General features: G+C 59.2%; 26 protein-coding genes and 1 pseudogene. 17 read left to right on the forward strand and 10 right to left on the reverse strand.

What is annotated here, in order from left to right:
* The first annotated feature begins 23 nt into the window (after positions 1-23).
* The 4 genes and pseudogenes from ATY79_RS00125 (at position 24) to ATY79_RS00140 (ending at position 3,289) form a co-directional block, all read left to right on the forward strand.
* Positions 24-752 carry an SDR family oxidoreductase gene (locus tag ATY79_RS00125; RefSeq protein ID WP_088702529.1) on the forward strand — a complete coding sequence of 243 codons (729 nt, stop codon included), beginning with the start codon at positions 24-26 and terminating at the stop codon, positions 750-752.
* Between the two features lie 2 nt (positions 753-754).
* A complete protein-coding gene (locus ATY79_RS00130; RefSeq protein ID WP_088702530.1) occupies positions 755-2,374 on the forward strand; it encodes an FGGY-family carbohydrate kinase in 1,620 nt (539 codons plus the stop codon).
* A gap of 22 nt (positions 2,375-2,396) precedes the next feature.
* Positions 2,397-2,569 (forward strand): annotated as a pseudogene (locus ATY79_RS00135) (transposase); the annotation flags it as partial.
* A gap of 231 nt (positions 2,570-2,800) precedes the next feature.
* Positions 2,801-3,289 (forward strand): Rrf2 family transcriptional regulator, encoded by a 489-nt coding sequence (locus ATY79_RS00140; RefSeq protein ID WP_088702983.1) that lies wholly within the window; start codon positions 2,801-2,803, stop codon positions 3,287-3,289.
* Here the strand turns inward: ATY79_RS00140 and ATY79_RS00145 are convergent.
* The 4 genes from ATY79_RS00145 to ATY79_RS00160 form a co-directional block, all read right to left on the reverse strand.
* The gene (locus ATY79_RS00145) at positions 3,272-4,282 is read right to left on the reverse strand and encodes a mechanosensitive ion channel family protein (RefSeq protein ID WP_088702531.1); all 1,011 of its coding nucleotides are present in this window, start codon (positions 4,280-4,282) and stop codon (positions 3,272-3,274) included. The two genes, ATY79_RS00140 and ATY79_RS00145, sit on opposite strands and share 18 nt — an antisense overlap.
* Before the next feature lie 81 nt (positions 4,283-4,363).
* Complete coding sequence (locus tag ATY79_RS00150; protein ID WP_088702532.1) at positions 4,364-4,783, reverse strand: cupin domain-containing protein; 420 nt, start codon at positions 4,781-4,783, stop codon at positions 4,364-4,366.
* A gap of 61 nt (positions 4,784-4,844) precedes the next feature.
* Complete coding sequence (locus ATY79_RS00155) at positions 4,845-5,597, reverse strand: SDR family oxidoreductase (protein WP_088702533.1); 753 nt, start codon at positions 5,595-5,597, stop codon at positions 4,845-4,847.
* A gap of 60 nt (positions 5,598-5,657) precedes the next feature.
* Positions 5,658-6,137, reverse strand: coding sequence for a carboxymuconolactone decarboxylase family protein (locus ATY79_RS00160; RefSeq protein WP_088702534.1), 480 nt, complete (start codon positions 6,135-6,137; stop codon positions 5,658-5,660).
* Between the two features lie 126 nt (positions 6,138-6,263).
* Between ATY79_RS00160 and ATY79_RS00165 the strand changes: the two genes are divergently transcribed.
* Positions 6,264-7,163, forward strand: a complete 900-nt coding sequence (locus tag ATY79_RS00165; protein WP_088702535.1) for a LysR family transcriptional regulator — start codon at positions 6,264-6,266, stop codon at positions 7,161-7,163.
* 144 nt (positions 7,164-7,307) lie between these two features.
* Here the strand turns inward: ATY79_RS00165 and ATY79_RS00170 are convergent, their stop codons facing one another.
* Both ATY79_RS00170 and ATY79_RS00175 read right to left on the reverse strand, forming a co-directional pair.
* On the reverse strand, positions 7,308-7,703 hold the full coding sequence (locus tag ATY79_RS00170) for an EF-hand domain-containing protein (protein WP_088702536.1): 396 nt from the start codon (positions 7,701-7,703) through the stop codon (positions 7,308-7,310).
* Positions 7,704-8,171: 468 nt separating this feature from the next.
* Positions 8,172-9,155, reverse strand: coding sequence for a zinc-dependent alcohol dehydrogenase family protein (locus ATY79_RS00175; protein WP_088702537.1), 984 nt, complete (start codon positions 9,153-9,155; stop codon positions 8,172-8,174).
* Positions 9,156-9,308: 153 nt separating this feature from the next.
* On the opposite strand from ATY79_RS00175, the gene ATY79_RS00180 reads away from it, so the two are divergent.
* From ATY79_RS00180 to ATY79_RS00190, 3 genes are all read left to right on the forward strand, one after another.
* Positions 9,309-9,620: a hypothetical protein gene (locus ATY79_RS00180; protein ID WP_088702538.1), complete on the forward strand. Its 312-nt coding sequence runs from the start codon at positions 9,309-9,311 to the stop codon at positions 9,618-9,620.
* Positions 9,621-9,975: 355 nt separating this feature from the next.
* Positions 9,976-10,809 carry a universal stress protein gene (locus ATY79_RS00185; RefSeq protein WP_088702984.1) on the forward strand — a complete coding sequence of 278 codons (834 nt, stop codon included), beginning with the start codon at positions 9,976-9,978 and terminating at the stop codon, positions 10,807-10,809.
* A gap of 82 nt (positions 10,810-10,891) precedes the next feature.
* On the forward strand, positions 10,892-11,704 hold the full coding sequence (locus ATY79_RS00190; RefSeq protein ID WP_088702539.1) for a universal stress protein: 813 nt from the start codon (positions 10,892-10,894) through the stop codon (positions 11,702-11,704).
* Here the strand turns inward: ATY79_RS00190 and ATY79_RS00195 are convergent.
* Positions 11,701-13,566: a heavy metal translocating P-type ATPase gene (locus tag ATY79_RS00195; protein ID WP_088702540.1), complete on the reverse strand. Its 1,866-nt coding sequence runs from the start codon at positions 13,564-13,566 to the stop codon at positions 11,701-11,703. The two genes, ATY79_RS00190 and ATY79_RS00195, sit on opposite strands and share 4 nt — an antisense overlap.
* Before the next feature lie 138 nt (positions 13,567-13,704).
* Between ATY79_RS00195 and ATY79_RS00200 the strand changes: the two genes are divergently transcribed.
* Positions 13,705-14,151 (forward strand): hypothetical protein, encoded by a 447-nt coding sequence (locus tag ATY79_RS00200; RefSeq protein ID WP_088702541.1) that lies wholly within the window; start codon positions 13,705-13,707, stop codon positions 14,149-14,151.
* Here ATY79_RS00200 and ATY79_RS00205 read toward each other — a convergent pair.
* The 3 genes from ATY79_RS00205 to ATY79_RS00215 all read right to left on the reverse strand — a co-directional run bounded on the left by ATY79_RS00205 (position 14,132) and on the right by ATY79_RS00215 (position 16,113).
* Entirely contained in the window at positions 14,132-14,848 is a 717-nt protein-coding gene (locus ATY79_RS00205) for a response regulator (RefSeq protein ID WP_088702542.1), read from the reverse strand. The two genes, ATY79_RS00200 and ATY79_RS00205, sit on opposite strands and share 20 nt — an antisense overlap.
* Positions 14,849-15,049: 201 nt before the next feature.
* Entirely contained in the window at positions 15,050-15,478 is a 429-nt protein-coding gene (locus ATY79_RS00210) for a metalloregulator ArsR/SmtB family transcription factor (RefSeq protein ID WP_088702543.1), read from the reverse strand.
* Complete coding sequence (locus tag ATY79_RS00215) at positions 15,475-16,113, reverse strand: peroxiredoxin (protein ID WP_088702544.1); 639 nt, start codon at positions 16,111-16,113, stop codon at positions 15,475-15,477. Before ATY79_RS00215 ends, ATY79_RS00210 begins: the two co-directional genes overlap by 4 nt.
* 116 nt (positions 16,114-16,229) lie before the next feature.
* On the opposite strand from ATY79_RS00215, the gene ATY79_RS00220 reads away from it, so the two are divergent.
* The 8 genes from ATY79_RS00220 to ATY79_RS00255 all read left to right on the forward strand — a co-directional run bounded on the left by ATY79_RS00220 (position 16,230) and on the right by ATY79_RS00255 (position 21,942).
* A complete protein-coding gene (locus tag ATY79_RS00220) occupies positions 16,230-17,168 on the forward strand; it encodes an MBL fold metallo-hydrolase (protein ID WP_088702545.1) in 939 nt (312 codons plus the stop codon).
* A 6-nt stretch (positions 17,169-17,174) separates the two neighbouring features.
* Positions 17,175-17,603: a YeeE/YedE thiosulfate transporter family protein gene (locus tag ATY79_RS00225; protein WP_088702546.1), complete on the forward strand. Its 429-nt coding sequence runs from the start codon at positions 17,175-17,177 to the stop codon at positions 17,601-17,603.
* Positions 17,603-18,043, forward strand: coding sequence for a YeeE/YedE family protein (locus ATY79_RS00230; RefSeq protein WP_088702547.1), 441 nt, complete (start codon positions 17,603-17,605; stop codon positions 18,041-18,043). The genes ATY79_RS00225 and ATY79_RS00230 overlap by 1 nt, the downstream gene beginning before the upstream one ends.
* A gap of 37 nt (positions 18,044-18,080) precedes the next feature.
* Positions 18,081-18,872 (forward strand): sulfite exporter TauE/SafE family protein, encoded by a 792-nt coding sequence (locus ATY79_RS00235; RefSeq protein ID WP_088702548.1) that lies wholly within the window; start codon positions 18,081-18,083, stop codon positions 18,870-18,872.
* 215 nt (positions 18,873-19,087) lie between these two features.
* On the forward strand, positions 19,088-19,354 hold the full coding sequence (locus ATY79_RS00240) for a PepSY domain-containing protein (protein WP_088702549.1): 267 nt from the start codon (positions 19,088-19,090) through the stop codon (positions 19,352-19,354).
* Position 19,355: 1 nt separating this feature from the next.
* A complete protein-coding gene (locus ATY79_RS00245; protein WP_088702550.1) occupies positions 19,356-19,922 on the forward strand; it encodes a cytochrome b/b6 domain-containing protein in 567 nt (188 codons plus the stop codon).
* The gene (locus ATY79_RS00250) at positions 19,919-20,596 is read left to right on the forward strand and encodes a response regulator transcription factor (protein WP_088702551.1); all 678 of its coding nucleotides are present in this window, start codon (positions 19,919-19,921) and stop codon (positions 20,594-20,596) included. Before ATY79_RS00245 ends, ATY79_RS00250 begins: the two co-directional genes overlap by 4 nt.
* The gene (locus tag ATY79_RS00255) at positions 20,593-21,942 is read left to right on the forward strand and encodes a HAMP domain-containing sensor histidine kinase (RefSeq protein WP_088702552.1); all 1,350 of its coding nucleotides are present in this window, start codon (positions 20,593-20,595) and stop codon (positions 21,940-21,942) included. Before ATY79_RS00250 ends, ATY79_RS00255 begins: the two co-directional genes overlap by 4 nt.
* Positions 21,943-22,091: the final 149 nt, after the last annotated feature.

Below are 22,091 nucleotides of genomic sequence, written 5' to 3' on the forward strand. Positions count from 1 at the left end.
CCGGACAAAAGGTAAGGAATGCTATGAAACAGAAACTTTCTGGAAAGGTCGCTGCAATCACCGGCGCGGCCTCGGGGATCGGCCTTGAATGCGCAAGAGCATTGATCAGCGAGGGCGTCGCCGTTGCTCTCATCGACCGGGCAGAAGTATCATTGAAGCAGATCTGCACCGAACTGGGACCGCAGGCATTCCCGCTGGTTGTCGACCTCACCAAGCCGGAAGATGTTGCGACGATGATGCCGCATATCCTGGAAAAGTTCGGCAAGCTCGACATCTTTCACGCCAATGCGGGTGCCTATATCGGCGGAGACGTGGTCGAGGGTGATCCGGATGCTTGGGATCGCATGCTGAACCTGAATATCAATGCGGCCTTCCGTTCCGTTCAGGCAGTGTTGCCGCATATGGTCGAGCGGCAGACCGGCGACATCATCATGACGAGTTCGATTGCCGGTCTGGTTCCGGTCGTTTGGGAGCCGATCTATACTGCCTCCAAATTCGCGGTACAGGCGTTCGTGCACACGGTACGCCGACAAGTGATGAAGCACGGCATTCGTGTCGGCGCAGTCGCACCGGGCCCTGTTGTGACTGCGCTGATCAGCGACTGGCCGAAGGCCAAGCTCGAAGAGACCATTGCCGCGGGCGGCTTGATGGAGGCGAGTGAAGTCGCCGATGCCGTGATATTCATGCTGTCGCGGCCACGTAACGTGACAATCCGCGACCTCGTCATTCTGCCTCACAGCACGGATCTCTAGATATGACACGCCACTTTCTCGGAATAGACGTCGGCACCGGGAGCGCTCGGACCGGAGTGTTCAACGAGAGCGGTGATTTGCTATCATCGGCAAAGCACCCAATCGCCATCTGGCACGAGGCTGGCGGCATCGTCGAGCAGTCCAGCGAGGACATCTGGCGGGCAGTGTCCCGCACTGTCCGACAGGCCGTCATGGATGCTGGAATCGATCCGGCCTCCATCGCCGGCATTGGCTTTACCGCTACCTGTTCGCTGGTCGCAGTCTCCAGGGAGGGACGTCCGGTCAGTGTCAGCACGTCCGGCGATGCCGAAAGGAACATCATTGTCTGGATGGATCATCGGGCTGTTGCGGAAGCAGATGCAATCAACAGTGGCGGGCACGCCGTGCTGCGCTATGTCGGCGGCCGCATCTCGCCGGAAATGGAAACGCCAAAGCTCCTGTGGCTGAAGCGGCACCTCCCCGAGCAATACCAGGCGGCCTCCCATTTCTTCGACCTTTCCGACTATCTGACCTGGCGTGCGACCGGCAGTTTTTCGCGATCGGTCTGCACGGTGACATGCAAATGGACCTATCTCGCCCATGAAGGGCGCTGGGACGGTGACTATTTTCGTGCCATTGGCCTTGAGGAACTGGACACGGATGGTTTCAAGCGGATTGGGACGGATATTGTCGCGCCGGGAGCGGCACTTGGCACGGGGCTTTCCAGCCAGGCAGCGGCAGATTTCGGTCTGTTGGTCGGCACTCCGGTTGGCGCAGCCCTCATCGACGCGCATGCCGGAGGGATCGGGACACTTGGCGCGGTCGAAAATCGAGCGTCGGGCTGCGCCGACATTGGCCGCCGGTTGGCCTATATCTTCGGCACGTCGGCGTGCTCGATGGCGACCACCAGGCAACCGACCTTTGTCGACGGCGTCTGGGGTCCATATTATTCAGCTATGGTGCCCGGCCTGTGGCTGAACGAGGGTGGACAATCGGCGGCAGGAGCCGCAATCGACCATCTGGTGACGATGCATCCGGCAGCCCCCGAAATCGCGGCGCGCGCCAAGGCTGAGGGGCTGTCGCTCGTTGCCTATCTGGAGCGCGCAGCCGCTTCCGCCGGTGAGAACGCTGCCGATCTCGCCGGGAGCATCATTGTCGTACCCGAATTCCTTGGCAACCGCGCGCCTTTTGCCGATCCAGATGCGCGCGCACTGATTGCCGGGCTGACGCTTGGGGACGACGAGACATCGCTCGTTGCGCTTTATGTCGCTGGTCTTGCCGGGCTCGGCTATGGGCTGCGCCAACTGCTCGACGCACTGGCCCGCAAGGCGATCGATATTGATCTGATCATGGCGAGTGGCGGTGCGGCAAACAGCCCTCTCGTTTTGCAGATGATTGCCGATACGACGTCGACCAAGGTTGCCAGCGTGACTAGCCCCGAACCTGTGCTCCTTGGGGCCGCTATGCTCGGAGCGGTTGCTGGTGGCTCTTACCCCGACGTCTCAAGAGCGATGGCTGTTATGTCGCGGATCGAAAAAGTCTATCATCCTTTATCAGGTGCTGCGCGCGACAGACATGATCGGCGCTATCGGGCCTTCCAGCTGCTTCAGGAGACGGGTCGAAAGCTACGCGACGTGATCTAGCAAAGCATGAGGCCGCGACTGCAAAAAAGGGGTGCAGATCATTGTCTCGGTCGATCACGCGGGCGGGCTCGCGACCAAGATCCATGTCGTTGTCGACGCGCAAGGCCTCCCGATCAGGCTCGGCTGACGGCAGGACAGACGCATGACGGGCAAATCGCCGCCGCACTGCTTGACCATCTTGGCCCGCGCACTATCGGTGGACGAAGTACTTCCACCGCGTCGCCGCACGCCATGACAAGCTCGCCGCCAACGTTCGCCTCGTTGCGGTCGTGGTTGCGCTTATCAGTCTATGCCTAGAAATGGGGGCTAAAAGCTGCGGAGCTTCTCGACAACGCTGCCGCGTTAGCCTCCGTTTACATCGTCAGGAAATAGGGATAGCCTATATCCTTAATAGATGTGGCACAGCATCAGACCTGGACCGAATTGATGATCCTGAAAAGCCAAGTCGAATGGGCGCTCCATTGCTGTGCCATACTCGCCGGTCTGCCCGAAGGCCGTTATCTGTCTACCAAGGCGTTGGCCGAGTTCCACGGACTTCCCAAGGAATATCTTTCAAAGGCGTTGCAGAGCCTTTCGCAAGCCGGTCTCGTCGATACGACACTTGGCCCATCAGGTGGATATCGCTTGGCAAAGGCACCCGTTGAGCTGACGTTTCTTGATATCGTCGAGGCGGTCGAAGGCAAGGCGCGAACCTTTGTCTGCAACAATATTAGAGCAAACAACCCCTGCCGACCGCTCGGTTACTGCGAAAGCGATCCATGCGCAGTGGCGCGCATCATGTGGGATGCCGACGAGGCGTGGCGCCAGAAACTGCGCGACGTCAGGCTATCTGATCTGATAGAGACGCTATCCAAGGATATTCCGGCGGAGCTTTGGAAGAGCAGTTTCGAATGGGTCCTAGAGCGCGCCGGATGAACGCAGCTTGACTTCGTCTGCTTCAGGCGACGCGTAGAGGTAGCTCCGGGGCGGCATCGCAAGGGAAAGGCCGCTTTGTCGGCAGTAATTGTGGACAAGGTCGATCACTTCATTCCTCGCCGGCGTCCTGTTTGCCGGACTGGTCACTCGAAACTGTAATTCGGTCTCGATGGTCATGGCGTCGATCCCTTTCAGGGCAACGATCGGCGGTGGGTCTTGGACAATGCGCGTGCTGCCTCGCAAGGCGGTCCGCATCGCCTCTTCGACCAATTGTGGGCGATGGCTTGCATCAATCCGGACAAGTAGCGTGATCTGGTGCGTTTCATCGGGGCGAGAGAGATTCGTCAATCCGACCTTCGCTAGCACGCTATTCGGCAGAACGACGACGTTATGAGCACCGGTGAGCAAAAACGTGGAGCGCCAGTTGTTTTCAATGACGCGTCCCTCGGTTCCGTCGCTCATCACGATCCAATCGCCGATGGCAAAGGGCCGTCCCAATGTGAGTGCGATGCCCGAGAATACGTCACCGAGCGTATTTTGCAGCGCAAGGCCGAAGATGATGGCGACGACGCCGGAGGTTGCGACCAGCGTGCCGATCGGCGCTTTGAAGACGAAGCCCAGGATGGACAGTGCCACTCCGAGATAGACGACGGCAACGATCAGATCCTGCAGCAACCGCGCCTCGCGCGGCCTTCGCTCCAGAACAATGTAGATGCGAACGAAGCCGATCAGGGTCCATGCCAGATGTGTCCACCACAGCACTCGCGCTGAGATGGACAGAACGTCCATGAGGCCCGAAAACTGCGTCTCGTCAACGCGATGCGGCAAGATGCCTGCAAAGATAAGGACAGCGGTCATGCCTGCGAAAAACAGGATCTGGACGACCAGGCGAGCAGTCGGGCGGTTGCGACCCTGGAGATGCCATATGACTATGCCGGCAACGCCGAGAAGATTGATCAGAACAAGCGGTAACGAGAGTTGGACATTAAACATGGCAGGCTCCCATCGCGATCGGTTGCAACCCTACGCATGCGGGCGGGCCCGTGTGCGTCAGCACCCGGCCCCGCCGCTCACTTACTTCTTCAGAGGAAAGGTCAGTTCCTTTTGATTGCTGTCAACGACGAAGACCGCGAGCAGCTTGGCGGGCTTTGTCTTGCTGCCGTTAGCGCTGACGCCATGACGGTCGCCTGGCATCTCCGAAAAGCTCTCCCCGGCTTTGTAGGTTTTCACTGGCCCGTCATTGACCTGGCTGCGGATGGAGCCTTCAAGGACCGTTGCATAGATGAAGGCTGTGTCCGGGTGGGTGTGACCATCGGAAAAGCCACCTGGACCATATTCAACCAGGACACCCTTGATGCTCTTGCCCGGAACGTTCGGCAGCTCGTGCTCGTAGACGAGCGTGACCTTGGCGGCCTTGCTGCCGGCGTCGGCGGCGAGCGGTGCGTTGAAGGAGATTGCTATAAGGGCAGTTGTGACAAGGATCGACTTCATCATATCAAGATTCCTTCCATGGGTGGGCACTTGGCCTAAAAGCTGGGGCACAGGCGGTGCGCTGTCATTGCCGTGCGGAGGTCGCAAACCATTGCTCAAAGGTGATCCGCCCCAGGCGCGGGTTGTTGTCCGAGACCAGCGAACCATCGTTTAGCCGAATGCCGAAATAGCGCGCTTCGGGATCCGCTTCGACCTTGCGGACATCACCCGTCGCCTTAAGGTAGCGAGCGACGATTTCATTGAGCCGGAAGCGCTCGGGGCCAGCAATTTCGATCGTTCCATTGACCGGGGGAGCAAGGGTCGCATCTGCCATTGCGTCAGCGACATCATCGGAGGCGATCGGCTGCACATAGGCCGGTGACAGATGAACTTTGTCGCCGACCGTGCCAGATTGCGCGATGCCGTTCAAAAACTCCATGAACTGGGTGGAATGAACGATCGTGTAGGGAATGCCGGAGGTCTTGATCAGCTTTTCCTGGGCGAGCTTGCCGCGAAAGTAGCCGCTTTCCTGCAGTCGCTCGGTTCCAACCACCGAAAGCGCGATATGGTGTTTGACGCCAGCGGCCTTTTCAGCCGCAATCAGATTACGGCCCGAGGTCTCGAAGAATTCCAGTACCGCCTTGTCTTCGAAGGACGGCGAGTTGGCGAGATCGACGACGACGGCAGCGCCGCTAAGTGCTGCGGCCAGCCCCTCCCCCGTGATCGTGTTGACGCCAGTGTTTGGAGAGGCGGCAATCACCTCATGGCCCTGCTTGCGCAGGCGGTCGACTGTCTTGGAGCCGATCAGGCCGGTCCCGCCGATAATGACGATCTTCATAGGACTTCTCCCTTTAAGGCGGCCATCGGCCGCGGTGTTGATGGCTTTGAGGTCGTAAGCTTAGTTGAGACCGGCTTTGTCGAGGCCGTAGGCCTTGTCTGCAGAACCCGGGACTGCCTTGAAGGCAATGCTGGCGCGGTTCCAGGCATTGATCACCATGATCGAGAATGTCAGGTCGGAGACTTCCTTCTCGGAAAGCTGGCCGCGCACCCGCTCGTAGAGCTCGTCGGGAACGCCGCCTTCGGAAAGCTTCGTGACCGCCTCGGTCCACGCAAGCGCCGCCCGCTCGCGCGGGACAAAGAGGTTCGATTCACGCCAGATTGCGACGTGATAGAGCCGCAGTTCGCTTTCGCCATGGATCTTGGCTTCCTTGACATGCATGTCGAGGCAGAAGCCGCAGCCATTGATCTGTGACGCACGGATATTCACGAGGTCACGGACTTTCTGTTCGATGACGCTGTCCTTCAGGCCCATGCTCAGGTCTGAAAGCTTCTTGAAGAACTCGGGTGAATGCTGTGCGTAGTTGAGGCGCTGTGTCATGTCTTTCTCCTTATTACGGATATCCAATATCCTTATGGACATAAGATATCCGCAATAGCTGGACAGTAAAGCCCTTCCGACCTAAACTCCGACATAAGGCTTATGTCGAAACGTATGGGGGACAGGATGGACATCGTATCTGCGCTCAGGGCCTTTCTGCGCGTGGCAGAGACAGGCTCGTTTTCTGCAGCCGCAATCGATCTCGATCTCACACAGCCAGCAGTCTCCAGGCAGATTTCCGCACTCGAAGGCCATCTCAACACGCGCCTGCTACATCGTACCACAAATGCGCTTGCCCTGACCGTGGAAGGCGAACAAATGATCGCGATGGCACTACGGGTGGTGGAGGCAGTGGACGCGCTTGCCGAGGCCTCCTGCATCGACACCGCCATGGCGTCGGGCCGGGTGCGGCTTACGCTTCCCGCGCCTCTCGGCCTTTGTGTCAGCGAGCGTCTTGCGCGACTGCTCGAAAGCCATCCCGCGCTGTCGGTCGAATTGATCTTTCGGGAGGAGCCGTCCGATCTGATCGGCGATGGCATCGATCTCGAAGTGCGGCTCGGTCCAGTGTCAGACAGCAGCTTGATGTGCCGCCGGATCGGCTGGACGACCGCCTTCCTGGTCGCCGCACCCCGCTACCTGGCACAACATGGTACGCCCAATACGCCCGATGAGATCAGTGGTCATGAATGCATCTGCTACAGCCGCGCCGGAGATGGACGGTCATGGTCGTTTTCCAATGGGTCCGATGAGATTTGCGTGCGCATTGCACCGCGCCTGGTCGCAAACAATGCGGTGGCGGTACACCGCGCGGTCTTGACCGGGGGCGGTCTTGCGGTGCTTTCACATCTCCTTGCCTGCCCCGACATCGAGGCTGGCAGATTGATCAAGCTGATGCCTGAATTCCCCCCCGCGCGCCTGCCGATCAATGTCGTTTACCCCTCGCGCAAGAACCTGCCATTGCGGGTCCGAACCGTCCTCGAATTCCTGGCTGAGACGGTCAGGGACGACCCGTTGATGGCCTCCTAGAGGACGAAGCTCCTGTGCGCGCCAGTTCAGGGCTCGCAGCCCGCGACGGCTGCGAGGCCTGAGATCGAAGAGGCGTTCTTGACATTCTCTTCTGCGCCTTTTGTCGTCCCGAACCGATGTCGGCACCGATAATCGTCTGTAATTTTACCGCTCCCAGAACGCCTGCATCTCCTCGAGCGTGACCTTGGAATCCTTGTTTGCGTCCACGCGGTCGAAGATCCGCTTATGGATGGCCGTTACTTCCTCGAAAGACAGCGCGCCATCCCCATCGGTATCGGCGATAACGAACATGATCTTCATCATCTGTCCTCGCATGTTGATGGGATAGCTGTCCCCCATCATTCCTGGCTTCATCATATCCGAACCCATCATTCTCACCATATCGGAACCGGGCGTATGCATGTCCCATGATGGAGCCGCCTGCGATTGCTCAGGGTGGGGAGCCCCTTGTGGGCTCGTCTGTGCGAGCGCCAATCCCGCAGTGCAAATGCTTATCACTGCAGCAAACAGTGCCACTTTCGAAGGTCGTACCGTTTTCATTTCGTTTCTCCTCTTGACGATTGAAATTACGCACGGTTTTCAGTGCAGGCGTCGGATGGATCGACGACCACAAATCGAGCCGCACCGGCGGCGGTTCCAAAACAAGGTTTGACAGTCCCTTCAGTCGAGATGGGAGCGCCAGCGTTCAGGTTCCGCAAACCTGCTATGGCGTCGATTTGGTATGCTGGACCACCAGGTTGGTCTGCGCCTTCGAGCAATTCTCCGCGGCACCCTGGATGTGACCATCACACACGAATGTTGAACCTGACCGTCGGCTCCCACATTGACCCTGGTCAAATGGCACCGGATTCTGGCGGGCGATACGATGATCGACGCAACGCGGTCAGAGATGCTGCAAGGGTCGCCATCGGATGGAGGAGAGACGCCGTATCAGGCGCAAACTTGAGAATACCCGGGATCCACGCAATCTGGTCACGCCTTCGCAGACAGCCCCAAAGGCACGACTGGTCAGGGCACCAGGACGGCTGCCCCATTGATCCGCCCTGCACGCAAGTCGGCCAACGCCTCATTGGCACGCTGCAATGGATATGCGGTGGTGATTGTTCGGATGCTGGCCTGCTCCACGAGCTCGAAGAATTCTCGAGCATCCTCGCGTGTCAGATTGGCGACCGATACGATGCGGCGCTCTCCCCACAGGAGTCGATAGGGCATCGGCGGTATATCGCTCATGTGGATGCCCCCGCAAACGACGGTGCCACCTTTACGGACCGCGGCCAGAGCTTTGGGGACGAGCTCGCCTGCCGGTGCAAAAATGATGGCCGCATCCAGTTGCACAGGGGGAGGTTCGTCGGAAAAGCCCGCCCAGGTGGCGCCCAATTCCCGCGCGAAGCCTTTTGCCGCTTCATCCCCCGGACGGACAAAAGCGTAAACATCCTGTTTTCGCCACCGGCAGACCTGCGCAAGAATGTGCGCCGCTGCGCCGAAGCCATAAAGACCGATCGTGCGGCCCTCTCCCGCCGTCTTCAGCGACCGCCACCCAATTAGACCGGCGCAAAGAAGAGGCGCGGCTGCGACTGGGTCCAAACCCTGTGGCAAAGCGAACGCATAATTCGCGTCTGCCACGACGTGCGTGGCAAATCCACCGTCGAGCGTATATCCGGTGAAGCCGGCAGCGTCGCAAAGGTTCTCGCTTCCGGCCAGACAAAACGAGCAGCAGCCGCACGTATGGCCGAGCCATGGCACACCCACCCTCCAGCCCTTAAGACTTTTCGAAACACCGGGGCCGACGGCAACCACGCGACCGACGACCTCGTGTCCGAGCACCAGAGGCAGCTTCGGATTTGGAAGCTCGCCATCGAAGACATGAAGGTCCGTGCGACAGACCCCGCAGGCTTCCACCGCTATCACGGCCTGCCCTGAGGAGGGACGCGGGTCTGGCGTCTCCACAAGACGCAGCGCAGTGCCAACCCTTTCCAGGACCATCGCCTTCATGCACTCCTCCAGACACCCAATTTGATCGCCCCGATCAATCAGCAAGGCAAAGCTTGCCGCCTTGACCTGGATCAACAACCTTGACCACCTTGTCAGATAAGCTCAGCTCGGTTCCCACGTCATGGTGGCCGCAACAACGAGGAGGGTAGCAGGATGAACCATATAGTCACCAGCGCCAAGGACAAGGACGGATCGGCGTTTGCAGCCTGCACATCCTTGCCTCCCGCCAGAAGAAACGAAGGCGACGTCCTGCTCGAACGCGTGGATAACGACCACTGGGTCGTCACGATGATTTCGCCGCGGGCTCTCGACTGGGCGACAAGAGAGCTCTGCTGTCCGCTTCGTCCCTGCTTTGCCGGAAGCATGCGGCTCGACATCATGAGCGCCGACCGGCTGTTAAAGCAGGCTCGCGCCCAGGGGTTCAGGACGGAGTTCGCCGGTCTTGGCGGAATGGATGTCTTTTAGCGCCTGACCGCGCTCGCGCATGCTCGGTACTTCACCAAGAGCTGGGGCAGGTTCGGCCGCGCCCGAATTCGTCCATCCCATGCCCACCCCAGGGTCAGCGCATGCTGATCGCCCTCGTCGGACAGTCTGCGGACATCCGCAACCATTCGAGATAGTGCACCGCCTCGCTGCAGGATACGCATAGTCCTTCACGCGATGCTGCTTGCTCCCTCAAACCGCGAGTTTTAGCGCATATTTGGGAACGACGTTCGGGCACCGATCAATCCGAATACGGATCGCCTCGACTTTGACGAACATCAAACAAACCTTCCAGGAACGCGATACAATCGCGGCCATCAACAAGGAGGGCAGTGCGATGAGCATCAAAACCGTCATGTGCGTCTTTGACGTCGAGCGCTGGGACCAGGACGTCAAGTCGGCAATAGAGTTTTGCCAAACACAGGGCGCCCATATGACCGCGCTTGTTATCTGTATGGGGGCCGTTCCGGCCATCGCCACATACGAAGCGATTTCCACCACCTGGCTCGAAGGCCAACAAAGGGAAATCGACCGTCTCGCGGAGGAGACGAAGGCAGTACAAGAGATCCTGGAAAGGACCGAGCTCTCCTTCGACGTCCAGGAGATCTATACCGAGTTCGCATGGGCTGAGGGAGACATCGCTCAGCATGCTCTTTACGCAGATATCGTCCTTGTTGGCGCCCAAGCTGCTGGCAACGAGAATCTTCAGCGACGTATCATCGATGGCGCGCTGTTCCAATCTCCGACGCCGATCCTGATCAACCCGCGTACGCAGGCGGTCAGCGCCTTTCCAAAGTCTATCCTGCTCGCCTGGGATTCGAGCGACGAGGCAGCGCGGGCCACCCGCCAGTCGATAGAATTCCTGAAGGGCTGCGATTGCGTGCATGTCACGATTGTGGACCCTGTCGCCAGAAGTTGGGAGAACGGCGAAGAGCCCGGATCCGACATCGCCATGTTCCTCTCTCGGCACGGTGTGAAGGTCGAGGTCGATCGGGTGGCCAGCGGCGGGCGCCGCGTGGACGAAACCTTGCGTCAGCATGCGATGGACGTGGCAGCCGACATGGTCGTGATGGGTGCCTACAACCACCCGCGTATACAGCAACGCCTGTTTGGGGGCGTCACCCGTTCGATGCTGAAGGACAGCCAGGTTCCGCTCCTCCTGTCACGATAAATGCAAACGTCCAGCGGCACCGCCGTTCGGCCTGGCCGCTGGAAGCAACGACCGCGTCGCGTTTTTGCCTTCGGAGGACGTCATGAAGCCACAGTTCCATCTGCCATTGACCACGCATCCGGAAGCGAGTTCGTTCGCGATAATCGAGAACGCCATCCAGTTTTCGTTGCATCAGGGCGCCGATCTTGTCGCCAGCCTCTATGCCGGGCGGCGCCATGGTCACGAAGCGGGCGAGACCTATTCAGACGACGACGTGTTCCAGGCGGAGCGCTTTGACCGGGACGTCGCCGCCCAGCTTGTGAGACATTTGCGCGAGCGCGCCGAACGGGTCTGTCTTGATGTAAGGCTTGTCGCGGCCGACGCCGAGGCAATGTCGGCCACAATCAAGCCAGCAGAGCTTGCCCGCGCCTACGATGTTACGATCCTGGAAAACACCGAGCTTGCGAGGCCGCTCATTGAAAGTCTCTTCTTTGACAGTGGCCGTCCCGTGCTCTTGCTGCCGCCTGGGGATTTCTACGGTCGCATCGACAATATCGCAATCGCATGGGACGGGAGTGCAACGGCCGCTCGCGCCGCGTCGAACGCATATCCGATGATCCAATCGGCTACGAAAGCGACTGTGATATGTGCGCGTGTTGCGGCACCGCGCAGCGACAATCTGCTTGATCGCTACGTAGAGGCGCTGAAGCATTCGGGGCTCGAAGTTGCGTTGGCGGCTGTGCACAGCGACGGGGAAGACGTTACGAGCGTCATCCAGGACGCCGCCATCGAGGGCCATGCAGATCTTCTTATCGCTGGTGCCTATGGGCACGCCAAACTGCGCGAAACCCTTTTTGGCGGAGTGACACGCGGTCTGATCGACAACCTCCTAATTCCGACCCTGCTATCCCACTAGGTGAGAGCTCGAAGCGCGTTCAAGACGACTGCGACATCAATCGCCTCCTGTATCAGAGCGCCTTGAACCGGAGGCAAAAGCCCTGCTGCGGCGAACGCCATCGCGACGGTAGAAAGGCCAATGCCAACTGCCACGCTCTGGAGTGCTATCAGCTTCGACCGGCGGGCGACTTCCAACGCGGCCACGACACCGTTCAATCCGCTTTGCAAAAGCACGACATCCGCGGCCTCAGCTGCCGCGGCCAAATTGCCGCGGGCGATCGCCAGTCCGACATTTGCCGCTGCAAGTGCCGGGGCGTCATTGACACCGTCGCCCACCATCATCACGCTTCCGAGCGCCTTCGTCCTACCAACTATTTCGACCTTGTCTGCCGCACTGAGATCTGCCTCGACAGCGTCCATTCCAAGACGGTCCGCGATTACCTTTGCGACCTCGAGCCGATCGCCGCTTGCGAGCGAAATATGTTTTATGCCCAGCTTGCGCAGATCGTCGATCGCATGAGCCGCATCCCCTCTCAGTGGGTCTTCGAAACATATTGCCCCAAAAACCTGTTCATCCACGCAGACAAGCGCACTGGCGCAGGCGTCGGCGCCCGACATCTGCGCTCTTATGCCCTTTGACCTGACGAAGGCCGGCCCTCCGACGAGAACACGACGCCCTTCGATCATCGCCTCGACACCCTCTCCCGCCACCTCGGCCGCCTGCTCCGGCTTGCAGAGCGAAAGGTGCCGGCCCTGCGCTTCCTTGACGATCGCCCGGCCCAAGGGGTGAGCCGATGCCAGCTCTGCCGATGCGGCCAGACGCAACAGCGCGTCGGGCTCGTGCGTGCCGAGAACGGCAGAAACCATCGGCTGCCCGATCGTCAAGGTTCCCGTTTTGTCGAAAACGATTATGTCGATCGTCGACAGGGCTTCGAGCACACCCGCGCCCTTGATCAGAATTCCTTTGCGGGCCGCCTTCGATATTCCCGCTACCAGCGCCACAGGAACGGCCAGGATGAGGGGACAGGGCGTCGCCACGACCAGGACCGCCAGGAGCCTGACGCTGTCTCCCGACAAAGCCACCGCAGCTGCCGCGACGAGGAGGGTGAGCCCCAGAAACCAAAGCCCCATCCGGTCCGCGAGCCTGTAAATTGGCGCCTTGGATTGCTTGGCCTGCTCGACCAGCCGCAGAACATGCGCATAAGTGCTGTCCTTGGCGGTCTTCGAGGCAATCAGGTCGAATGCGTCGCCGGCGTTGGATGCGCCACTTGAGACGACCTCGCCCTGGAAAAAGCGGACGGGCAGCGGCTCTCCCGTCAGTGCGGACTGGTCGACGACGGCTGTACGCCCATCCACGGTTCCGTCGACGGGAATGACATCGCCACGCCGAATGAGGAGGCGGTCACCGGGCGCGATCACATCGATCGGCACCTCTGTGAACTCGCCGTCGTTGATCCGCAGCGCGCTACGGGGCACTCGGGAAAGAAGGTCAGTCATACCGCCTTCGGCGCGCCGATGCGCGTAGAATTCGAGAAAATGGCCACCGGCATACATGACCGAAACGATCGCGCCAGCGAGGTATTGGCCGAACCACAGCGCCGTGGCCATGGCCAAGGCAGCGATGAGATCAAGTCCAAACTCGCGACGTCGAAGCTTCGAAACGATTTCAAACAGCAGGCTGCAGAGGACGATGACGTTGCTTGAAACAAGGAGACTGTTTGCGACAAAGCGAACGTCCAGCTGTTTAAGGATAAGGCCGCTCGTCAAGAATGCGAGAGCAGCGCAAAACAGCACAAGCGGCCAATAGCGCTCGACAAGGAACTTCGCGCGGACTGTGGACGCAGACCTCTTGTAGGTCGGTGCCGCTTCCAGTGATTGCATGCCGCTTCTCCTTCCTTGAAAGCAGCGCTGGTAGAAAACGTCGCATAAGCGAAGTCGTCGTCATTGATCTATGACAATGAACAGGGATGTCATCGGCGGGACAAATAGCGTTCGATTGCCCCGTATCGGGAGGACACCATGCAACACGGCTATGTCGTCGGCGAATTGCGGCGAGATAACGAGCTTGCGGCCTTCGCCCTTGTCTGCAGCGTGGCGCCGACCTTCGACGAAAAGGACTGGGCGGCCGTGTTCGACGTCAGCCGGAACTGGCGTTGCATCAGCGCTACCGATCTGGCCGGGCGCGTGAGAGGCTTGGCCGTCTTCAGGCTTCTGAGGCACCCGGAGGTGGGCTTGCTGATGGATGTGCCGATCTTCATCGCCCTTAGTGCTGCAGATCACCATGAGATCGCCGAGAGCCTGTTTTCATCGCTTGAGGCCCAGGCAACTGCATGCCAGTTCATGCGCGTCTGGAACAACCTACCCGGCAGCCTGCGAGAACTGGAAGATCCCGATCTTTTTCGCCGCTGGGATCATGGACTCATTTATCGGGTGGGTCCAAAACCGATCAGGCCGGCCTGGCGGTAAAGACGTAGCCGACCGAACGAACGGACTTGATGAGCTTCGGTCGTGCCGGATCGATTTCGATTTTTCGTCTCAACCGGGAAATCTGCGTGTCGATCGAGCGGTCGAAAGGACCACGCTGCCGGTGTCGCGTGAGATCCATCAATAGGTCTCTGCTCAGAACCCGGCCTGCGTTCCGGACAAGAACGTCCAGCATCTCGAACTCCCCGGTGGAAAGCTCCACCTCGACATTGTCAGGGTTAAGAAGCTTTCGCTTGTCACTGTCGAGGCGCCAGCCTTCGAACACCAAGACACGATCTGGGTTTGCGGCCGGTTTGTTGCGTGTCTGGTAGCGGCGCAGGATCGACTTCACTCTCGCGTGAACCTCACGCAGGTGGAAGGGCTTTACGACATAGTCGTCGGCGCCGACCTCAAGGCCGACCACGCAGTCAACGACGTCCCCGCGTCCCGTTAGTATCATGATCGGTACGTTGGAGACCCTTCGTATTTCTCGGGCCAGATCTATCCCGTCCTGGTCAGGAAGGACGAGGTCAAGAAGCACGATGTCAAAAGGTTTGGCGCTCAGCGCCGATCTCGTTTCACTGCCGTTTGCGACGCAGGTGACCTTGTAACCTTCGTGTTCGAAGTACCGCTGCAGCATCTGCCGGATGCGCGGATCGTCGTCGACAACAAGGATTTGCGTTTCTGTTGGAGAGCCCATAGTCATCACCGGTTCCGAATCATTGCCGCTGAACAGGCCGCAAACGGCGGATCGGGTGCAGAATGCCTTTGCAGTCCTGCTGCGAAATTGCACCCTTGGCCGCCAGCACGGGACCGGAGAGGGGAGAGTGACGCTTCGAAAAGAGATCCGCGCGCCAACACCTATCGGCTACAGGTCTCTGCATCCGGCCTTCCTCCAAATTCAGTCCATCTTGTCCAGTCGCGCCCAGCGCGCCATTTCTCCGAGCATAACAGATCCAGCATCCCCGCCCGATTGCAGTGTGACGGAACCGGTAAGAGCGATGGGCGTGTCAATTGTCGGGGCAGCCTCGCAGAAGATCTGCATCAGCGTGTTCATGACGAGCGCGACGCGCCCATCGCAGATAGAGTAGTAGACCTGGCGCGATTGGCGGCGGGTCTCGACCAGACCCGCCTGGCGAAGGTCGGCAAGTTGTTGCGAAAGCGCCGGCTGCTTGAAACCCAGCTCCTCCTGGATTTCACCGACGGAGCGCTCTCTTTGCGCGATGAAGCAAAGGAGCATCAGCCGACTCGGCGTGCTAAACAGCCGCATGAAATCGGCAGCCTCAACCGCCTTGTCCTGCATTTCTTCAAAAGACAGAGCGCTACTCATCCGCGCCGTTCCCGATAGTACCAGGATTGGCCTTCGTAAGGTTTACAGGCGTCCTCCATTGAAGCGGCAGCCGGCTCAAGCAGCGCATCCCCATGTGTCCACCCTTCCGGAGCGAGAGCCCCTTCCCTTTCCGACGTCTGCAACGCCTCGACAAGACGCAACAGTTCGCCAACCGATCTGCCGACGTTCATCGGATACCAAACGATTGCGCGAATGACACCTTTCGGATCGATCACGTAGGTCGCGCGCACCGTCGCGCTACTGTCGGCAGAATTGTCCAGCATCCCGTAGGCTTTGGCGATCACCATCGCCGAATCTTCGATCAGGGGGAACGCCACCTTGACGCCGAAGCTCCGTTCAATGTCACGCAGCCAGGCGACGTGCGCATAAAGGCTGTCGACCGACAGACCAAGCAGATCGCAGTTCAGTTTAGAAAAGCTCTCATGGGCGCGAGCGAGCGCGATGAACTCGCTGGTGCATACCGAGGTGAAGTCAGCCGGGTGAGAGAAGAACAAGAGCCATCGTCCTCGATAGCTCGAGAGGGACACTTCCCCGGCAGTCGAGCGGGCGGCAAAACCAGGTGCCTTGTCATTGATCCGCAAGGCCGCTGGCGCGGCCGCCAAATTTTCAGTCATCGCGTCCCTTCCAAACTTTGTCCGCCGGCAAACATAGCAAAGCCGCCAGACATCAAAATACACACTTGCACATTTAATGTAAATATGTATTTTAGCGATATCAAACGGAGAAGATTATGCCTAGTTTGGCTATCGACACCCACCTTTCACACGCTTCCGGGATAGTCCGACAAGCTCTTCAGGATCATTCCAAGCGGCCTGCCGTTCGATCGTTCTTCGACCCAGCGACCTTTACGGTCAGCCATGTCGTCCGCGATCCGAACTCGAAGGCCTGTGCCATCATCGACAGTGTGCTCGACTATGATCCGGCATCCGGGCGAACGACGCACTCATCTGCTCGCGCCCTTATCGACTACGTAAGATCACAAAGTCTGGAAGTTCACTGGCTTCTCGAGACACATGCCCATGCCGACCACTTGTCGGCGGCGCCGCTCCTGCAAGCTGAACTCGGCGGCCAGCTCGCCATCGGCCGCGAGATCGTTCGCGTCCAGGAGGTCTTCGGCAAAATCTTCAATGCCGGCACGGAATTTCAAAGAGACGGCAGCCAGTTCGACCAGCTTTTCCAGGACGGCGACCGCTTCAAGATTGGCAAGCTGGATGCGACGGTTCTTCACGTTCCCGGCCACACACCCGCCTGTCTGGCCTACGTCATCGGTGACGCCGTCTTTCCCGGCGACACTCTGTTCATGCCCGACTACGGAACCGCGCGCTGCGACTTTCCCGGCGGCGACGCACGTGTGCTCTATCGCTCCATCAAGCGCCTGACCCAGCTTCCCGACGAGGCGCGCATGTTCATCTGCCACGATTACAAGGCATCGGATCGCGACGACTACGCCTGGGAGACGACCATCGGCGCCGAACGCGCAGGCAACATCCACGTGCATGAGGGAGTGACCGAAGACGAGTTCGTCAAGATGCGCAACGATCGCGATGCCACTCTGGCCATGCCGAAGCTGATCCTCCCCTCGGTGCAGGTGAACATGCGTGGGGGCAAGCTGCCGCCGGCCGAGGACAATGGCATTCACTATCTGAAGATTCCCATCAACGCACTGTAGGCACACATGGCTCACTTGAACTACATCTGGCCGCTTTCCGGCGGCCTTCTGATCGGCCTGTCAGCAGCATTTTACCTGCTACTCGACGGCCGCATCGCAGGCATATCCGGCTTGACCGCCTCTGCCTTCGGCTGGACGGGTGCGGGCGTCAGTCCTCTGGGCATCGGCTTCATTGGCGGGATCGTCGGCGGCGCCGCCATCGCATTCACATATATTCGGCATGCCGAGTTGACGATCGTATCGTCGCCGATGCTTCTGATTGCCGGCGGCTTGCTCGTCGGCTTCGGCACACGATTGGGCTCGGGCTGTACCAGCGGTCACGGCGTCTGCGGTCTGGCAAGATTGTCGCCGCGTTCGCTCGTTGCCACGGCGACTTTCATGGCTGTTGCGGCAGCGACTGTCTACCTGATGCGCCATCTGATCGGAGGGCTGTGATGACCAACCGTATCCTTGCTTCGATCTTCTGCGGCATTCTCTTCGGCATTGGCTTGGTCGTATCGGACATGATCAACCCGGCTCGCGTGCTCGCCTTCCTCGACGTCGCCGGAGACTGGGATCCGTCCCTCGCCTTCGTCATGGGCGGCGCATTGATCCCGTCGTCGTTAGCCTATGCGATCAAGCAATATCGCTCACGCCCTGTCTTCGATACGGAATTTCATGTTCCGACCAGCCGCTCCATAGACGCCAGGCTCGTTTCCGGCGCAGTTCTCTTCGGCTTGGGATGGGGCCTGGTCGGTCTCTGCCCCGGCCCAGCGATCGCATCACTCGTCATCGGCCGTTGGGAGACCGTTCTGTTCGCTGTGGCCATGATTGCCGGCATGTTCGCCTACCGCAAAGCCCAATCCGGGCAAAGCGCGCCGCTTCGCCTTAATTGAGCATGAGGAGGCCGCGCGGCGGCCCGAAACCATCGCCATGTACCTCGATCCAATGCAATATATACTTGGGGCCGTTTCCGGCGGACTTGTAGGCTTCACGCTTGGGATGTTCGGCGGGGGCGGCTCGATCCTTGCCGTTCCCCTCATGGTCTACTTCGTCGGCGTTCCGAGCGCTCACCTGGCAATCGGGACGAGCGCCTTTGCAGTGGCCGCAAATGCGTTCGCAAACCTCCTCGGGCATGCGAAGCTCGGCAATGTCAAATGGCGATGCGCGGCCCTCTACAGTGTCGCGGGCATCGCAGGCGCCTTCGTCGGATCGACGGTGGGCAAGATGATCGACGGACAGAAGCTGCTTGTATTCTTCGCATTTCTCATGCTCGTCGTCGGCTTCCTGATGCTGCGCAAGCGCACGGACGAAGGCGACGAGCAAGCGCAATGCTCACGAGACAACATTCACAAGGTCGTCGGATTTGGCGGACTGACCGGTGTGTTTTCCGGCTTCTTCGGTATTGGTGGTGGCTTCCTGATCGTTCCGGGCCTGATCGCTTCGACCGGGATGCCGATCCTTTTGGCGATCGGATCATCACTCGTCGCCGTCACGGCATTCGGATTGACGACTGCGCTCAACTATGCGCTGTCCGGTTATGTAGACTGGTTGCTCGCAGCCGTCTTCATCGCCGGCGGCGTGATCGGAGGATTGGTTGGCGCCAATCTCGCCCGCCATCTTTCGCCGCGCAAAGGGCTTTTGAACAGCCTATTTGCCATCCTGATCTTCGTTGTTGCCGCCTACATGCTTTATCGAAGCCTCAGTTATACGTTGGTGGCCTGAGATCGGCGACGAGATCGAACCTGGCCTGGCGGTCGAATTTTCAAGCTCGCCGCCCTGGCATTGCCGTTCGCGGGCTGGCGACCGCATCGCCCGCACTGGCGCAAAGGCCAATACGGTATTGGGTAGATCATCAGCATCGGACAGCAAACCGACAGCTTCGCAGCCTTATCGATGTCGCTGTCGCCCGCAACGGGTGCTAACAGAGGATATTGTTCATGACGCTGAAACTTATCGCCGCGATCGCTATTGTCTCCGCAACGCCCGCCCTGGCGCTCGCAAGCCCGAGCTGCACCGGTGAACCGAAGTCCAAATGGATGAGCGAAGAAGCCATGAAGGCGAAGATCGACGCCATGGGCTACAAGGTCAAGACGTTCGAGGTGACGGGCAATTGCTACGAAATCTACGGCAAGGACAAAGACGGCGCTCGCGCCGAGGTCTATTTCAACCCCGTTTCTGGCGCCGTTGTCCAGAAGGGAGATTGAGATGACGATGGTCTCATCGCAAAAGGAGGGCTTAGCGCCCTCCACCACTGCCCTGCGCACGATCAAGGTGTGGGATCCTGTCGTCCGGTTGTTTCACTGGACGGTGGTTATGGCATGCATGCTCAATCTCTTCGTGCTTGAGGAGGGAAAGTATTGGCACCGCGTCACAGGATACGTCGTTGTCACCGCCATCGCCGTCCGTATTGTCTGGGGATTCATCGGCACGAAACACTCCCGCTTCGATGATTTCCTGCCAACGCCTTCGAAGGTAATGGACCACATCCAGGATATCCTTGATCGCAACGAAAAGCGCTACATCGGCCACAACCCTTTGGCTTCGGTCATGATGCTCAGCCTAATGGCATTGCTGGCGGCAACGGCGCTGACGGGCTGGATGACGACGCTTGACGCCTTCTGGGGAGAAAAGTGGCTGGAAGAATTGCATGGCGCAATCGCCAACAGCATCATGGTCCTCGCTTCCATCCATGCCGGTGCCGCCGTCGTCGAAAGTTGGAGGCACAGGGAAAATCTGGTCTGGTCGATGGTTACTGGTCGGAAGAAAGCATGAGAATTCTGCTGATCGAGGACAGCTCGCGGCTTCGCGACCTGCTTTGCGAAGCCGTCAGGAGCGCCGGTTGGAAAATCGACGCCTTCGCGACCGCGCAGGAAGGACGTCTCGCGCTTAAGGGCGCAGACTACGATCTTCTCCTTCTTGATCTCGGCCTGCCCGATGAGGACGGGATCGATGTCCTAAAATCACTGCGAAGTGCAAAGGTTCAGACGCCCGTTCTCGTGCTGACGGCGCGCGGTGCGATCGATGAGCGTATCGTTGGTCTGGATGCAGGCGCAGATGACTACCTTGCCAAGCCCTTCCACAATGGCGAACTCATCGCGCGCATTCGAGCGCTGATGCGACGGGCTCCCCTCACCATGATGCCGACATTGGAGTTCGCCGACCTCCAACTTAATATCGCTTCGCGACGTGTGACGTGCGCCGGCGCCGAAATCGCGCTCGCCCCTTCGGAAAAGGACCTGCTCGAACTTCTGATGCGCAATGGCGGCAAGGTGGTCTCCAAGGTCAGGATTGAACATGCATTTTCGGAATTCGGCGACGAAAGAAGCAGCAATGCTGTCGAGCTGGCGATCTCGAGGTTACGCAAGAAGCTTGAAGGGCATCCGACCGGCTCTTCGATCGAAACCGTCCGAGGCGTCGGCTACATGATGCGAGAGGAGAGCGCGTGAGCCGCTCACATCCTACCCTCGGGAAAATCCTGACCAGACGGATTGCGTTTTTTGCGGTGCTCGCAATGGTCCTGCAACTCTTCGTGATTTTCTCCGACTACTACTGGAATGTCGGCGAGCTATCGCGTCTGTTTGTCGAGCAGGAAACCGAGCGTCTGGCCTCTGGCATAACCGTGGATGGGAAAGGCGTCCGATACCAGCTTCCTGACAGTGTCAAGGAGCGTTATCAGCAGAAAGCGTCGGGCTACGTTGCGAGAATACGCGATGCGACTGGTGCACTTGTGTTTGAGTCCTGCGACGACGCCTGCGAAAGCCGGTTTCTCCCAGCCGATGTCAATCCGCCGGATTTTTGGCTGAGATCGCTGAAGCCCGGAAAACCGTTGACCCTGGTCGGCGGCCGCGCGTTCGCGGTTGGAAATCGACGGTTCGTCGTCGACGTCGCAACAATCGACGATCCCCAAAATGTCGTTTCCTCAGTCTTCTGGAAGGAAGTCATCGAGCATATGCTGGTGCCAATGAGCATCCTGCTTGTCCTGGTTCTCGGTGCGACCCTGCTCTCGGTGCGACAGGCACTGAAGCCGGTGCGTGCCGCAGCTGACGCGGCTGACAACATCGATCCGATGGACGCACGTTCGCACCTGAATTTCGACGAGATGCCGCGCGAGGTTGCCCATCTGGCCATTGCAATAAATCGCGCTTTCGAGCGCGTCGGTGAGCTGATGACGTCACAGAAGGTTCTTACATCAGGCATAGCTCACGAAATCCGCACGCCACTTGCGGCAATAAAGCTTGAGCTCGGAAACATCGACCATCCACGGGCGCGAAAGGCCGAAGCCGATCTGGATGACCTCGTACGATTCGTCGCCGAGCTGACGGCTCTGGCCCGACTTGACAGCTTCGACCATGGGATCTTCGAGGCCGTCGACCTCGTCGCACTTTCGTCCTCAGTCGTCGAACAACTTGCGCCATGGGTCTATGAGAACAACCATTCTCTGGAGTTCTGCCCCCAAGTCGAAACCGCCTTTATTCAGGGAGCACCGACGCTACTGAAGGATGCCCTGCGCAATCTTGTCGAAAATGCCGTGCGTCATACGCCGTCTGGCACTGGTATCGTCGTATATGCAGGCAGCAATATGGTTCGTGTCGAGGATCGCCATCCAGGTGGTCTGCGGGGGCGAGCCAGCGCGTCCTCTTGCAGTGACAGTCTGGGCATCGGTTTGAAGATCGTCAGACGGATAGCAGAACTGCACCGGGGCTCGCTTCGCCAATCCACTTCCAGGCTGGGGCACGTCTTCGAGATAATTTTCGCCGATCAGCACCCAAAACCCGTGTCCCTCCACCGCTAGATCGCAATCCATACATTCACATTGCAATTTAGATTTTATCGCCAAATGATTGCTCTGACGGGACTTTTTCCACGAGGAAATGTGGTGTCGCGTCTGTTCTGTGTTGTGGCGAGTTTGACGGTCGCGGGCTTTCTCCGGTGTGCGCCCTG

It is taken from the genome of Rhizobium sp. R693 (assembly GCF_002211315.1).
In the GTDB taxonomy this organism is placed as follows: Bacteria; Pseudomonadota; Alphaproteobacteria; order Rhizobiales; family Rhizobiaceae; genus Rhizobium.